General features: G+C 54.2%; 10 protein-coding genes. 7 read left to right on the top strand and 3 right to left on the bottom strand.

What is annotated here, in order from left to right:
- Positions 1 to 12: 12 nt before the first annotated feature.
- The 6 genes from glgX (at position 13) to PbB2_RS13610 (ending at position 9,535) form a co-directional block, all read left to right on the top strand.
- The gene (glgX, locus tag PbB2_RS13585; protein ID WP_108985875.1) at positions 13 to 2,112 is read left to right on the top strand and encodes a glycogen debranching protein GlgX; all 2,100 of its coding nucleotides are present in this window, start codon (positions 13 to 15) and stop codon (positions 2,110 to 2,112) included.
- Positions 2,102 to 3,631, top strand: a complete 1,530-nt coding sequence (malQ, locus tag PbB2_RS13590) for a 4-alpha-glucanotransferase (RefSeq protein WP_108985876.1) — start codon at positions 2,102 to 2,104, stop codon at positions 3,629 to 3,631. Before glgX ends, malQ begins: the two co-directional genes overlap by 11 nt.
- Entirely contained in the window at positions 3,631 to 6,579 is a 2,949-nt protein-coding gene (locus PbB2_RS13595; RefSeq protein ID WP_108985877.1) for a glycoside hydrolase family 15 protein, read from the top strand. Before malQ ends, PbB2_RS13595 begins: the two co-directional genes overlap by 1 nt.
- A 695-nt stretch (positions 6,580 to 7,274) precedes the next feature.
- On the top strand, positions 7,275 to 7,922 hold the full coding sequence (locus tag PbB2_RS13600) for an AAA family ATPase (RefSeq protein ID WP_108985878.1): 648 nt from the start codon (positions 7,275 to 7,277) through the stop codon (positions 7,920 to 7,922).
- Between the two features lie 32 nt (positions 7,923 to 7,954).
- Complete coding sequence (locus tag PbB2_RS13605; protein ID WP_108985879.1) at positions 7,955 to 8,323, top strand: ribbon-helix-helix domain-containing protein; 369 nt, start codon at positions 7,955 to 7,957, stop codon at positions 8,321 to 8,323.
- Between the two features lie 294 nt (positions 8,324 to 8,617).
- The gene (locus PbB2_RS13610; RefSeq protein WP_108985880.1) at positions 8,618 to 9,535 is read left to right on the top strand and encodes a replication initiator protein A; all 918 of its coding nucleotides are present in this window, start codon (positions 8,618 to 8,620) and stop codon (positions 9,533 to 9,535) included.
- Between the two features lie 415 nt (positions 9,536 to 9,950).
- Here PbB2_RS13610 and PbB2_RS13615 read toward each other — a convergent pair whose 3' ends face one another.
- Positions 9,951 to 10,832, bottom strand: a complete 882-nt coding sequence (locus tag PbB2_RS13615; RefSeq protein ID WP_133245812.1) for a WD40 repeat domain-containing protein — start codon at positions 10,830 to 10,832, stop codon at positions 9,951 to 9,953.
- 300 nt (positions 10,833 to 11,132) lie between these two features.
- Positions 11,133 to 12,650 (bottom strand): hypothetical protein, encoded by a 1,518-nt coding sequence (locus PbB2_RS13620; RefSeq protein ID WP_133245813.1) that lies wholly within the window; start codon positions 12,648 to 12,650, stop codon positions 11,133 to 11,135.
- Positions 12,651 to 13,190: 540 nt separating this feature from the next.
- Here PbB2_RS13620 and PbB2_RS13625 point away from each other — a divergent pair.
- Positions 13,191 to 13,607, top strand: coding sequence for a GtrA family protein (locus PbB2_RS13625; protein WP_272949238.1), 417 nt, complete (start codon positions 13,191 to 13,193; stop codon positions 13,605 to 13,607).
- A 4-nt stretch (positions 13,608 to 13,611) separates the two neighbouring features.
- Here PbB2_RS13625 and PbB2_RS13630 read toward each other — a convergent pair whose 3' ends face one another.
- Positions 13,612 to 14,028, bottom strand: a complete 417-nt coding sequence (locus PbB2_RS13630) for an EVE domain-containing protein (protein ID WP_108985884.1) — start codon at positions 14,026 to 14,028, stop codon at positions 13,612 to 13,614.
- Between the last annotated feature and the right edge of the window lie 46 nt (positions 14,029 to 14,074).

Consider the following 14,074-nt stretch of genomic DNA (forward strand, 5'->3'; position numbering starts at 1 on the left):
AAAGCGGCACGGATGTTGGTGAAACTGACACCTGGTAGCCCTGCCCCCATGGGTGCGACGCCGGTAGAAGGCGGGGTGAATTTCGCCGTGTTCAGTGCGCATGCCGTCCGGGTTGAATTGGTAATCTTCTCCCCCGATGGCAGGGCCGAAATCGGGCGTGCGGACTTGCCCGCACGCGATGGAGACATTTGGCATGGCTTTGCCCCGCGGCTGGGGTCTGGCACCGTTTATGGCTATCGAGTTCATGGGCCGTATCAGCCAAGCCAAGGCCATTTGTTTAATCCGCACAAATTGCTGCTTGATCCCTATGCCAAGTCGCTGACCGGCAGTTTCAGTTGGGGACCTGAGCATTATGGCTATTTTTATGAAAGCCACGATCCCGACTCTCAGGCCGATACGAGGGACAATGCCGCGCGTTGTGTGAAGGCCGTGGTGGTCGATCCGTCGACTTTGCCCCCTCTTCCAAGTCATTCTGCCCGGCCCTGGCGTGACACCATCATTTACGAAATGCACGCCAAAGGCTTCACCATGATGATGCCCGGCTTGTCGGACCGCGAGAAGGGAACATTGGCAGGCCTGTCGACACCGGCCGCACTGGATTATTTGAGTGCGCTGGGTATCACCACGCTTGAACTCCTACCGCTGCATCATTTCATCCATGACCGGTTTCTGGTGGACCAAGGGCTCAAGAATTATTGGGGCTACAACACTCTGAATTATTTCGTGCCTCAGCTTGAGTATGGCATGGAGGACAGCAAAACGGAGATGCGTCGTTTTGTTGAAGCCGCTCATGACCGCAAACTCGATGTCTGGATTGACGTGGTCTATAATCACACGTGCGAAGGAAATCGGCATGGCCCGACTTTGGCGTACCGGGGCCTCGACAATGCCTCATATTATCGCCTGAACCCGCAAAACCCTGCACAATATGATGACATCAGCGGATGTGGTGCAACGTTGAACGCGGCCCACCCACAGGTTCAGGCGCTGATCGTTGAATCACTGTCTCATTGGGCCGAATTCTATGGCATTGACGGCTTCCGCTTTGACATTGCCCCGTCGCTCTCATTGGACACTTCTGGCCGCTTCAACTCACACGGGCCCATTTTTGATGCAATTCGACGCGATCGACGGCTGACTGGCAAACGTCTGGTCGCCGAAGCTTGGGACGCCCGCGGGGGCTATTATGTTGGAGACTTCCCGCTTGATTGGGCTGATTGGAACGGCAAGGCACGCGACAGCATCCGCCAATTCTGGCGCGGTGATCAGGATAAAGCGCGCGACTTTGCCAAGGCGTTGGCTGGCTCACCGGATTTGTTTCGTCACAAGGGCAAACCAGTATCCGCCAGCGTCAATTTCGTGACCTGCCATGATGGCTTCCCGCTGGTCGACCTAACCCGGTATTCCCGCAAGCATAATCACGGCAATGGCGAGAATAATCGCGATGGTGGAGATCACGACTTTTCCGCCAATTATGGTGTTGAAGGCCCGAGTGGGGATGACAAGATCACCCACCTGCGCGAACGCCAAGCACGCAACATGCTGACCAGCGCTTTCATGTGCTTTGGCACGCCAATGCTGTTGGCAGGCGATGAAATCGGTCGCACGCAAGGCGGCAACAATAACGCCTATTCACAGGACAATCCGGTCAGCTGGATCGATTGGTCCTTGCTGCAGACCAAGGCCGGGGCAAGCCAATTGTCCTTCACCCGCCAACTGATCAGCTTGCGCAAGCAGATGTTTGCCGGTTTTCCCGATGGCCATCCCAATGGTGTGGGAGAGCGAGAGCCCACCATCAGCTGGTGGACGGTCTGGGGCCGCCCCATGTGCCCGGACGACTGGGCCGATCCGCTGACACACTGTTTTGCCGCCATTTATGAGCCCGGTGGCTGGCTGATCTTGATCAATGCCAGCGCCGAGGATGCCAATTTCATTCTGCCCCCGACGGCAGCGGGCATCTGGCGACTAGCACTTTCAACCGCGGACCCGTCGCGGCCCGCCGGCGAACATGTGGCTGCGGGTGGACAGACCCTGAAACTGCCTGCCCACAGCCTGAAGATTTTTTCCCACGACCCCAGCAGAAAGATAGGAAAGACCGGACATGGCTTTTGATCGCGTGAGTGGCATCTTGCTCCACCCCTCCAGCTTGCCCGGCCCCTATGGTGTGGGTGAAATTGGCGATGAGGCCATGACCTTCATCGATGCCCTGGCCGATGCTGGCCAGAAGGTGTGGCAAATCCTGCCGATCAATGCGACTGGAAACAATGCTAGCCCTTATTCGGCGACCACCACATTTGCCGCCAATCCGCTCCTGATCGATATTGATGGCCTCATTGAGGCGGAGTTGCTGAGCCATGAGGAAGTTGCCCATCTCAAAGAGCTGCCTCAGGAAAAGGTCGACTATGAGGTCACGGTTCCAGCGCGGCTCGCAGTGTTGCATATGGCCGGTCGTCGCTTGGCCACAAAGCCAAATCATCCACTTGCGCCAGGATTAGCAGCCTTCAAGGCCCGGCATGGGCGTGCCTGGCTTGACGATTATGCGCTGTTCGAGGCGATTTCGGTCTCGCGCCAGCGGCAGGGTTGGATGCATTGGCCTGATGGGCTTCGCGCCCGTGATCCTGAGGCACTCGCACAAGCCCGGACAGATTTGGCAGAAGACATTGCCGCCATCGAGGCCTTGCAATTTCTGTTTGACTTGCGCTGGCAGCGCTTGCGCCGGCATGCAGAATCCAAGGGCATTATGATTATTGGCGATATGGCTATTTTTGTTGCCCATGATTCAGCCGATGTCTGGGCTCGGCCTGACCTGTTTAAGCTGGATGAGGACTTCAACACCCGTGTCGGGGCGGGCGTTCCCCCGGATTACTTCAGCGCAACTGGCCAGTTATGGGGAAATCCCATCTATGAATGGGACAAGATGGCCGATGAAGGCTTCTCTTGGTGGATCGCCCGTATGCGACGGCTGCTGGATTTTGCCGACGCTGTGCGTATCGACCACTTCCGCGGTTTTGCAGCATGCTGGGAAACTCCCGCAGGCGAAACCACTGCCATCAATGGCCAATGGGTTGAAGTACCCGGAGATGCGCTATTCACTGCAATTACACAGGCTTTGCCAGATCTTAAGGTGATCGCCGAGGATCTCGGACACATCACCGAGGATGTCATTGCGTTGCGTGATAAGTTCGATTTTCCTGGTTTGAAGATCCTCGAGTTTGAGTTTGGCAATGGCGCGCCACGTGATGAACGTCACCCCTATCACTATCCGGCGTCTACAGTGTGCTACCCCAGCACGCATGATAACAATACAGTGATTGGCTGGTTCAAAAATGATGGACGAGAGGCTGAAGCCCGGGCCCCGGACGCAGCCCGGGAAGCCGCAGCCGCACTTGAACTCCTAGGAGGGGACGGAAGTGACTTAAATTGGCGCTTCATCGAGTTAGCCCTCCAATCAGGCTCAAGTTTGGCCATAATCGCTTTGCAAGACGTTTTGGGCTTGGATGGTAACGGGCGGATGAATACACCTGGGACCATTGACGATAATTGGAACTGGCGTTTTCAGGCGGGTGATTTCGGGCCTGCACATCGTCAACGTTTGCACAGCCTGACCCAAAAATATGGACGATTGACCTGATGCACCCTAATGAGTCTTCGCCCCGGGACCGCCTCGAATATTGGTTCGGGCACATAGAGGCAATCTTTCTTAATCGCTTGAGTCCCGAGGCAGGCCTTCTGCCAGCCAGCACAGCCAAGACCGTCCATGGCGATTACGCTCATGCGTGGGTCCGCGACAACGTTTATTCGATCTTGGGCGTTTGGGGGCTGGCTTGCGCATTTCGTCGCCATGGACAAGGGGATCCCCGGGGTAGCCATCTGGAGGAGTGCGTAGTCCGGCTTATGCGAGGCTTGCTGTCTGCGATGATGGGACAGGCCGACAAAGTCGAACGGTTTAAGTATACTCAGGACCCTCTCGACAGCCTCCATGCAAAATATGATGCAGCGACTGGCAAGCCGGTCGTGGGCGATGCCCACTGGGGCCATTTGCAGATCGATGCAACGTCCCTTTTCCTTTTATTCTTGGCTCAAATGACCGCGGGTGGTCTGAAAATCGTGTCACAGGCGGAGGAGGTCGATTTTGTCCAAAACCTCGTTCACTATATCGGACCAGCTTATCGGATTGCAGATTATGGCATCTGGGAACGTGGCCGTAAGTCGAATGACGGCGTAGTCGAGATTAACGCCAGCTCAGTTGGGCTCGCCAAAGCCGCATTGGAATCGATGTCAGGTCTGGATTTTGGGTGCTTTGACCGTGGCCCGATTCAAGTTGCTCCAGATGATATCGCCCGTGCCCGCGAAACCTTGCAAGTGTTGCTACCGGGCGAGTCTGCATCGAAAGAAACCGATGCAGCGCTACTGGCTGTTGTTGGTTGGCCGGCCTTTGCGGTCGACGACAAAGTGATGGTGGCTCACACACGCGGACGGGTGTTGGACCGTTTGGCTGGTCGCTATGGGTGTAAGCGCTTCCTGCGGGACGGGCACCAAACCACGGTCGAAGACGAGCACCGCCTGCATTATCTAGCCGGGGAATTGTTGAAGTTCGCCAATATCGAGTCTGAATGGCCCCTCTTCTTCACCTACCTTTTGGTTGACGCTGAAATGACAGGGGACCATCGAGGGGGTGAAACTTGGGCAGACCGGCTTGAACCCTTATTTCAAATCCGCGACGGTTTACCCCTGCTACCGGAGCTCTATTATGTCGATGCCAACCTTGTTGAGGCCGAGGCCTCTCAACCAGGCAGCCAAGAACGGGTTGCCAATACCAATCTTCCATTGCTTTGGGCGCAGTCACAATGGGCATTAGGGGCCATGTTGAAAGAGGGCTTATTGGAGCCCCAAGACATAGATCCACTGGGCCGTCGTCATCATCTAGACCGGCGAGCCCAACCCGAAATTGCCTTTTCGATTGTTGCGCAAGACGAGCATACGGCTAAGATTCTAGCGCTTCATGGCTTTAGAGTTGAGACGATGGCCGAAGTACAATCTCACGCAATGGTCCGTCCGGCGGGAGATCTGGTGAGCGTCTGGACACACATTGGTGCTAACTGCGACTTGGGGCTAACTGGCAGACCGGATAAACGGTTGGGGCCATTGGCTAACGCCTATGTCTATCAGGTTGCAGGTCAGCCGCTTGTGTTTTCACCAACTCTCCTCGATGCGCATGATCACCATATCCGCTATGATGCTGCCGCGCGGGCACGTCGGTTGCGCGGGGATTTGCGCTATCTGGCGCGCCACTGGCGAGGGAGTGATAATCCTATCTTCGTTCTATGCTTGGATGCAGCTGCAATTGGTGGAACCGGCGTAGAGCGCCTGATTGGCCTGTTGCACGAGGTTGAACGCGGCCAGGTGGATTTTGTTCGTACAAGACTATGCTGTTTGCGAGAAGCTTTGGCCACTCAGTCACATTGGCGTGACCTCGGACCGGCTCTTCCACCGCTTGGGCTAGAACCATCCCAATTGATCGGGCTCGCATCATCCCTGACCTCCCCCAGTCAAGGGCTTGAAGAGGCCATTACTAATGGGGATTTAGGCTATGCTGAGGCCATGTATCATGCTGCCGGACTGATGGGTGATTGGTCAACAGCTCGCAAAGCAGCTGCTTGGCTGCAACGGACGGACCCCCGGCTACAGGATTCGGCCAAGGACATTGTCGTGCGGCTCCGACGGCTTGCCTTGGGCGAAGGGCGTGTCATCACCCGGCCGATTACAGAGCCTGATCTGGTAAAGTTGGTTGAAGAAGGCCTGCAGTCCAAACTCCATGCTGTAATCGCCCAAGAGGTTCTGCAGGCGCTTGGTCTATTCAGCAAGGCAGATTCAACAGCCGTCAAAGGTATGCGAACAATCCGATTGACAGAAATTGTGCGGCGTTTAGCTCAGGAAGAAGACGGTGGTATGGACAATTTGATAGCCGAACCGCCAAGCGTAATATTCGACCGAGTTAAGGCAATCCTGCTGGAAACTCCATCTGTACGGGCGGTCGTCTCCCCTGCCCCGAACTTTGCACTCACTCCCTCAGCTAATGTCATTGCAGGAGACTGGGAACGCTGGCGGGACCGTCTGGGTGTCTTAACCCGGGTCGGCAGCGACTTCTTCGCCCGGCTGTGGTCGTTGCTCCATGTCTGCCCAGGGATTGTATTTGGCGCAAATAATCGACTGGACGCCGCGATTGCCCGTTCAGACTTGACGGCCTGGGAAAAGGACTTTGCCCTAGAGATTGAGGTCCGGCTCGAATCGATAAGGGACCCCTCATATCGCACCTTTTGTCTGGAAGCTTTAAATGTACTTGCTAATCGCCATGAGCAAGATCCAGACTTTCGCTTGGATCAAGACATTATTCTCGATGGACTGATCCATGACGCTGTCGCCGTCATATGGCGCGAGGCCGGACATGGGGAACCTGATTGGCAATACCCTGAACCAATCTGGTCCCTGGCGCGTCAGGCGGATGCTCAAACCATGGCCATGGCGATATATCAATGCTGCCGAAGCGACACCCGCCAGCCAGAGGCTGCTTGCAGTTAGGCGCAATGTAGCTTTGGTGGCCTGAATTTGGTTTCCACTGGCCGCGATTACCTTCACAGAGGCACCCTGCCCGCCTTCTTGATCTGCAGTCGGCTGATACAGGCCCACGATTTTCTCCACATGTCCTCTCCTTAGGCGTCCCGAAGTGTCCACACGTATTTGGAGACGGCACGTCGACGTACCCAAAGGCGGGATCATCCGCTCATGGGCATGACTGCGACTCCACACATTTGCAACTTGAGGCGCCGACATGTAGGGGTGTGGATATGTGGTCTTTGGTCCAAAATCACGGGCCTCGAACTCAAGAAGGCACGTTATGGTGCCATTGGGCACCACTTTAGCTTTGGAAGGCTTCGATCGAGCTAGGCATGCTGCCAGTTCATAGCCTAGACGCCACAGAAATCGACCAGGAGGGCCTTTGTCAGCAAATAAGCATCAACGCCACCAAACAAAGGCCCACGTGTCTAACCGCCGATTTCTGCAAGCTTCGATAAGAAATCGTTAAGGGTTCAACGCTAGAGTTTCGACATGTGGACATGGGGAGCTACCCGCAAATCCACAAGTCCGGCTCTCGGAGTGACCACATTTGGTCATGTCTGTGTCGGCCACTTGTGGAGACCTCCTAGGGTCAGGACTCAGCCATGTCGACACGACGTAACTGCCACATGACTACATGTGGACACGAGGAGGGGAAAATGCACGTTGTTGCGATTGTAAGCCAAAAGGGCGGGGCTGGAAAAACCACGCTTTCGGTCCATTTGGCTGTTGCTGCGGCCGCCAAAGGCCTGTCAGTCGCCCTGATTGACCTTGACCCCCAAGCCACCGCAGCTCAATGGGGTGACTGGCGCGGCGGGGACAATCCTGCTGTGGTTGCAACACCTTACACTCGATTGGACGCGACCTTGCAAGAGGCAAAGCAAGCGGGGGTGGATTTGTGCATCCTCGACAGTCCGCCAGCCGCCGACGCGGCAGCTGTGTCAGCCGCTCGAGCCGCTGATCTGGTGTTAGTACCAACCCGTGTTAGCGCCTTTGACCTTCATGCCATCAAAACGACTGGTGAGCTCATGCGGATCGCCCAAAAGCCTGCATTCACCATTTTCAATGCTGTTCCGCCCCGGGCAGCGGCTTTAGTAGAAGATGCAGCTGCGGTTGTGCGTGGCATTGGCATGCCCTTGGCTCCTGTGTGCCTGACCGAGAGAGCAGCTTATCGCCATGCTGTTGTTGATGGACACACCGCAGGTGAATACGAGCCAGGCTGCAAGGCTGCATGCGAAATCGACGCTGTGTTGGACTGGATGATGGGACGTCTAACAAAGCCAAGCTCAATAGCCCAAGCGGCATAAATACGTGAGATCAGATAAGGAAGGGAAACACCATGGCTAAAGCACCAAGCCTTGCAGCACGGCTGGCCGCCGTCGCGGCTCAGCCCAACGGAGCCGCCTTTGCGACCAGCAATTCAGTCGCCGCAGAAATCGCAGCCCAACCTGAGCAGCCTTTTAAGCCCCCTTTAGCAGCGGAGCCCAGAGTGCAAACCTATGCGCCTCCAAGCTTTGCTCTGCCATCAGCTGCCAAGCCAAAGGCGCGCGACGGTCGGGTCATGGTCGCGGGCTATTTCAGTCCAGAACTGTCTCGGTCTTTGCGCATTCTAGCTGCCGAACGGGATGTCACAATCCAACATCTCGTCGGCGAGGGGCTCGATTTTGTTCTGCGGCATTATGGCAAGCACCCGATGGGCGAACGTTAGGCCAGTCAGCATCTTAATCCGATGAGCCATCTGGTAGTTTCGTGGTTAATCACACATTGCCACATTTAGACGCGTCGGCATGTCCACATGCTGTCGAGCCTCACATCCACCCGCCATTAGAATCTGATATAGTGAGGAGTGACGCTTTGACGAGCGTTCGACTTGGTCGCCCCCGAGAATCGGCACACTCGACAGAGTAAGCTTCTTGAATTGGATATGGGTGTCCTCAAACAGGAATTAGCTCTGCACAGTCGCACCACAGCCTGAAGCGACGTTCGAAAGAGAGGAACTGCCATGTCCGGGCGACGCAAGGATGATCCCCAGTTCGATTTCTTTATCCCAATGGTGCATGATATCCCGCTCAAAGACCAGCGGGAGACGATGGAGCGGCCATTCTTCTCGTTGCAGAAACGCAAACGATTGAAGCCGATCGATTATCGAAGCCCCGATGGCGAGGTATGGGTCAAAGTCGAAGCCGTTCCCGCTTATGGTATGGCAACAATATGGGACGCCGACATCCTAATCTGGGCAGCATCGGCCCTGAACCGCCTAAAGCAACAGGGCGTTAATGATCTGCCTCGGACATTGCGCACAACAGCCTACGATCTATTGCGCGCAATCAAGCGCGATACAGGCGGGAAGGGGTATCAGGAATTGCGCGCCGCTTTGGATAGGCTCGCCTCCACAACGATCTTTACGTCATTGCGCGCCAAGAGGGGGCGAGACAGGCGGTTCTCCTGGATCGATGAATGGGATATTGAAGTAGACCCAATCACTGAACAGCCGCGCGCACTGCGGATTACCTTGTCGAACTGGATCTATGAGGGGGTCACACAAGAAAAGCAATTGCTGACCATGCACCCTGATTATTTCAATTTGACTGGGGGATTGGAACGCGCTTTGTATCGAATTGCGCGCAAACATGCTGGGGACCAGAAAAATGGCTGGCTTTGCCGATTCTCCGTTCTCAAAGACAAAACCGGGTCTGATTCCGAGCCGAAAGAGTTTGCTCGCATGATGCGCAAGATTGCTGATCGCGATGAATTGCCCGAGTATTCAATCAAGATCGTCAAGGCAGCGGATGGAACACCGGCGGCCCATTTTCTTCGCCGTGACGCCGGGGAGCGCACCTTCGCAAGTGAGGCACTGCTGGAATTTGACCAAGTCTATTCAGACCGAATGGCCCGACTTCAACGTGACTTGCCCCTGTAAAGCCAATGGGAAAACAAGACGGGGGATCACCCACCAATTTCACGGGAAGTGACATAGCACACCCGCAGACAGGCACGTCAGACCTAAGTTACGGTGCCTAACGAACGACATTCTCAAGCGTAAAATCCCAAAACTTCAATGGTCTTTGCCATCTCGGGGGAACGCACACTTTCTTACGGGGGATAGGCCACCGAGTTAGCGGTGGAACGCCCACGAAAGCTACGGGGTATCAAACGCCAAACCACGGGGGAACGCCCGCTTTAGATGCTTTTATGACATTGAAATATAGACGAAAAACAAGCCAACTGCCGCGGTTAACTCTTTAACTCTTCTCTTAAGACTCTTTCTAAATGGGCTTAGGCACACACAACTTGTGCCCAAGCCCAACGATTAAAACCCGCTAGGACATAAAAGTTCAATTTAACCAACCATGCCCAAATGTACCATCCTCGCCAACAAAGCAAAATCGAGCACTACTCGGGTGCAAAGCCATATCGATAATAGAACGCCGCATTTTACGGGGATCCTCCAACAATTGTTGACGCGGCCGAGGACCGTGAACATGTTTAAACTGACCAGTCGCAAGATCAACTTCATCGATACCACCATCTGACCAACCGACGAGAGTTCGCCCATTAAGAGCAGCAACAGAAGTGGCTAGGCCCAAACGAGATCTATAGACCCCAGCGGATTGCCCCATCGGACCTTTGCCAGGCAAAAGCGGCCAAGCCAGCAAGGCAGGACCGCCAGAAGTAAGCAGCACTGTTCCAGTGTCGTTTAAACATAATTGACGGGGCTTTGCTGGATAACCACCCATCTTAAAAGCTTGTCCATCGGCAAGCCGCCAGCCAGCCAAGGCAGGTTCCGACAAACCGACGAACAAAAATGAATCCTCTTGTCCATAGCAAATCGATACAGGACCGCCAGCACAAGGAATATCCTGCACCTTGGTGCCCGTCTCAGCCTCGTAAAGGGACACACCACCGCCATGAGCGACAGCCAGCTCCTGGCCATCTCTTGTAAAGGCCAGTGCGGTTGGACCTCGTGGAGGGCGAACATCCACCTGCTTTCCTGATCGACGAATAATGTAAACGGTTTGCCCAGCAGCAACCGCTGCGCCGTCACCGGTTGGGTCCAATGCTATCGAGTCGAGCCATTTACGCGGAAGCGTCAGATGCTCGTGCATGTGCCCGCTCGCATCAGTTTCAACCAATCTGCCATCATCTCCGCTGGTCCAAATGGTAGACCGGTCCGGGCTAGCCTGCATGGTTAACATAGCACCTGCATGAACTTTCACGATGGTCTCCCCCAGCTTTAGGTGGCCATCACCGAAGCCAAAGATCGCGACATGTCCCAGCCATGCCGCGCCAATGCCAGGGGCCGAATAGGGCAGGGGGCCTTTGGGGCGTTTCGACACGTGTGCTTCCTTTTTCCCGCTTGCTAACAACACGAGCAGGGGCGAGTGTGCAATACCCCGAATCACATCTGCAGGTGATGGCTGACTATCTGACGATTGCTACTATAAACACCTTAGAAACAAACTTCTAAAGCAAAACAACCTGAGCCGTTAGCCTTGCAGTTGCTAAAACTCGGGGGATCACCCACCGATTCGGTTCTCGTCAAGCTGGACTTTAAACAGACGCACATCCGAACCTTTGGCCTTAGGCAAAGGCATCAGCCAGTCAGGGATATTGTTCGACGACAAGTCGGCCATCAGACCCCCGGGTCCCTCACGAGACAAAATGGCAATTTCCGCAGACCGGGTGCAAATGGCGACATAATCTCCCCTCAAACCTGCGACCATGGCCTTGGCTTGATCAGACTTGGCCATAAAGACCCGGTATGAGGCAAGATTGCCGGTCTCGTTGCGGTGATAGGGGGCGGCAAGAACTTGATGGCGCGTGGTCAACAGAATGCGGGCACCCATATCGATCGGTGCAATTACTAGACCCGGCTTTTGCTGATTGAGAGTCGCAAAGGCTTGTTGCGTATAGCATCCAGCCCCACCGCCCACTTTGAACTTACCGCTCTTGGGTTCGAACATTCGAGCAATACTCGCCCCAAAAAAGCCCGGGACAATAGGATTTAACACCAAAGCTACCATCAAGGCTGCACGCAGGCTGATGAATTCCGAAATCTTACCAATCAAACCACCCGCCATAACGCCCGACACCGCAGCAGCAAGACCAGACGTGCGAGCTTGCCAGAAAATAGCAAGTCCTACCGACATTAAAATCGTCATTGCAGCCAGAACCCAAAGGTCTCGTTCTTTGCCTTTGGCCCAACCAATAGCAACAATGCTGATAAGGCCTGCAATAACTGGAAATACTGCAAAGCCAAGAGTGGTGCTCAAAAGCGCATCTGACAATGGTTTGGCTTCACTAACATTGTTAAGCCAAAGACGCAGCAATAATGGGTCAAGTTTAGAATAGGGCGGGACAATCAGCTCTGGGAAAACAAATAACCCACTGAGGACCACAATCCCAATCCCGATAAGTATAAGAAGCCGGATGACCAAGCCCATTCTGTCGACTTTTGTCTCTTTTGAAAGGTGCGACCCGGCCGTCAACAGAATGCCACCTAGTATGCCGAGTACGACGTGGCCACGCCCCATTGCATCATTTATAGGCAGAGCCCATTTCTCGGCTGGAACAGTTGCAACAAAGCACAAGGCTAAACCTACGGCCAAACAGGTGGCAAACCAGCGGGTCTGTGTCGCCACATCGTTTCCTCGCCATGCCCAACGCAGTGCAACCCAGGCTATTAGGATAAGCTGCATTGGCAGAGTCTCAAGCCCAATCGCAATGCCGATGGCGATTGCAGCTCCACTCAACCCCGCCATTTTCTGAGATGATGATACAAGGCCCCAAATTGCCGTTACCAGCAGAATGAGTTGCAATCCGTGGTGATCGACCCGACCCGGCAGGAAATAGGCTAAAGCAGCAGGAGCCCCGGCCACAAGAAAAACCGCTGGGATCATGGATTTATTGCCGCCCAGTGCAATTGAGGCTTTGACACCCACAAGCACATAAACAACGCCAAGCCAAACAGGAGTGACAAATACAGCCGCCTTCTCCCCCAATTCTCCGCCCAGAGTAGCTCTTGTAATCATCATAGTCATTGCAAGCGGTAGGTCTGCAAAGCGTGACCAATGAATGTTGCTAATTGGATGCGGCGTTAGACGATGCTGGGAAACATCAAACCATGCCTGTCCCGCCAACCAATCGCGAACCTGGAGGACCCGCATGGCATCATCGTTATCGATTAGGTTCCACATCTGAACCCGGGCCCAATACGGGCCCAAGACCTGGTAAATCGCCGCACAGATAGCAAGAATCAAAACAGACCTGATCGACCAGCTCAAAATGGAACGCTGTGCAACAGAACTTGGGTTTGAATTGGTTGGCAGGGACATAAAGCAGGTCAACCTAGGACAGATAAACAGGAAGTAGCTTTGACAATTGCGCCAAAGCTGCGAACAAGTCTGTTCCAAGATCAGTGGGAAGGCTTAATCTGACCCCGAAAGATCAAGATCTTAAACCTGACCTTGACGACTTTTCCCAGCTTATCTTGTGTCGAGGATTGTGAACAGAACCAGATGCGCGCAATGATCACCGATCTGCTAGTTGGTTTCTTGTGATTTGTGAGGGCCGGAGTGAGAATTGTTTCGACATTTCTGAAGGCACCCGCCACAGACCGGATTATACGATTCATTCTTGTCGGGAGTGTGGCTTTTTTGCTGGACGCTGGCCTGGTGTTTGCCATGACAAGTATCGGTTTCAGCCTCTATCTTAGCCGCGCTTTATCATTGATCGTCGTGGTCCTGTTTACGTTTATGCTCAATCGTTGGGCGACTTTCAACAAATCCGGCTTGCCCGAAGCAAGAGAAGTTGTGGCCTATGTTGGAGCAAGCCTTGTAGGGTTGGGCATTAATTATGCGATTTTCACCATTGCTATTTTTTGTCACTTTCCCTGGATTATCGCCATGGCAGCCGGCACACTAATAGCCTCAACATTCAACTTCTTAGTTTATGGGCGAATCTTCAAAACTGAAAGCAATACAGATCGCTGAGGATTCAGCACTTTGCAGACCCGGTCTTGCGCAAAATGTGATCCCAATGGTTCGGGCCAACCGGCTGAACCGATAAACGCGGTGATGTAACCAGAGCCATTTCTGCAAGTAGTGGGTCGGCTTTGATTTCAGCAAGACTAATTGGCTTGGTCAGTGGCCGTTGTGCGACAACATCCACCGCGAGCCATAGCGGATCGGTTGGGTCTGGGTAGGCTGACGTTTGGACTTCGACAATCCCGACAATCTGTTTCTCCACGCCGGTATGATAAAAAAATGCCAAATCGCCTTGAACCATCTCTTTGAGAAAGTTTTTCGCCTGATGATTGCGGACGCCCGTCCAAGGCTCGCCGGTCACGCCGCGCGCTACTTGGTTGGCCCAGGAAAAGCTTTCAGGCTCTGTCTTTAGCAACCAAAATGCCATGTCGCTTGCCCTTTCCACCGCGATAGCTTTATCAGACTAATATAGG

This window comes from Candidatus Phycosocius bacilliformis (assembly GCF_003112735.1).
Taxonomy (GTDB): Bacteria; Pseudomonadota; Alphaproteobacteria; order Caulobacterales; family Aquidulcibacteraceae; genus Aquidulcibacter; species Aquidulcibacter bacilliformis.